Annotated in this window: 2 protein-coding genes; both read right to left on the bottom strand. The window is 39.7% G+C overall.

The window, feature by feature from the left end; genetic code table 11:
- Nucleotides 1–16 precede the first annotated feature (16 nt).
- The gene (locus tag GOU96_RS18040) at nucleotides 17–334 is read right to left on the bottom strand and encodes a CcdB family protein (RefSeq protein WP_324702111.1); all 318 of its coding nucleotides are present in this window, start codon (nucleotides 332–334) and stop codon (nucleotides 17–19) included.
- Nucleotides 334–579, bottom strand: coding sequence for a type II toxin-antitoxin system CcdA family antitoxin (locus tag GOU96_RS18035; protein WP_076008703.1), 246 nt, complete (start codon nucleotides 577–579; stop codon nucleotides 334–336). The genes GOU96_RS18040 and GOU96_RS18035 overlap by 1 nt, the downstream gene beginning before the upstream one ends.
- Nucleotides 580–650: the final 71 nt, after the last annotated feature.

The following is a 650-nucleotide window of genomic DNA, read 5'->3' as shown; positions in this document are numbered from 1 at the left end:
GCCCCTTAAGCGGGCGTTATATGCCAGTAATCAAAAAGTCGATAGCAGCGATAATCTCATCTCTGAAAGTGCTTAAGTCTGCGACTGGCTCAACTAAGATTTTGGTTGGTACACTTGCCATTTGTTGAGTAAAAATGACAAAGTCGCCTTGTTCAATATGGATCGTTGGACACAAATGGCTTGGTGCTTTCTTTTCTAGTAAATCAAGTGGTGTAAGTGGGATCACCAATCGAGTATTTAGCATACTGAGCAGCTCACTTTGCACGTCAACAAAATAGGGATAAGCGGTAGACGTACTTTTGTCGAGATTTTCGTAAAGGGTAAATTGAGACATCAGAATACTCGGTATGAATCAGAAAAAAAGCCATGTTTCTCAGTAAGTTCGTTACAAGCTTCAATGGCTTCGGCATTTTGTTCTAGCCATTCAGCTTTCAATCTAGAGGAAACTTCTTTTTCTAAGGCTTTTTCCATCGTAGCGGATAGATTGATATTAAGGCGTTTAGCTTCAGCAAGTAACTCACTGTTTAAGCTAAGATTGGTAGCCTTTTTGGGTGCTTGTGTACTAAACGTGGTTCTCATGAAGTTACTCCGTGCGTATTTTAAATACGCATTGATTATAGTGGTAAAAATGGCATATAACAAACGCCTCA

Origin of the sequence: Vibrio sp. R-1 (genome assembly GCF_035615595.1) — a bacterium.
In the GTDB taxonomy this organism is placed as follows: domain Bacteria; phylum Pseudomonadota; class Gammaproteobacteria; order Enterobacterales; family Vibrionaceae; genus Vibrio; species Vibrio cholerae.
This window is presented reverse-complemented; position numbering and strand designations above follow the sequence as displayed.

What these genes read in the sequence shown, in the direction of transcription:
- GOU96_RS18040 (WP_324702111.1), bottom strand. Translation starts at nt 334, where the DNA reads ATGTCTCAATTTACCCTTTACGAAAATCTCGACAAAAGTACGTCTACC.
- GOU96_RS18035 (WP_076008703.1), bottom strand. Translation starts at nt 579, where the DNA reads ATGAGAACCACGTTTAGTACACAAGCACCCAAAAAGGCTACCAATCTT.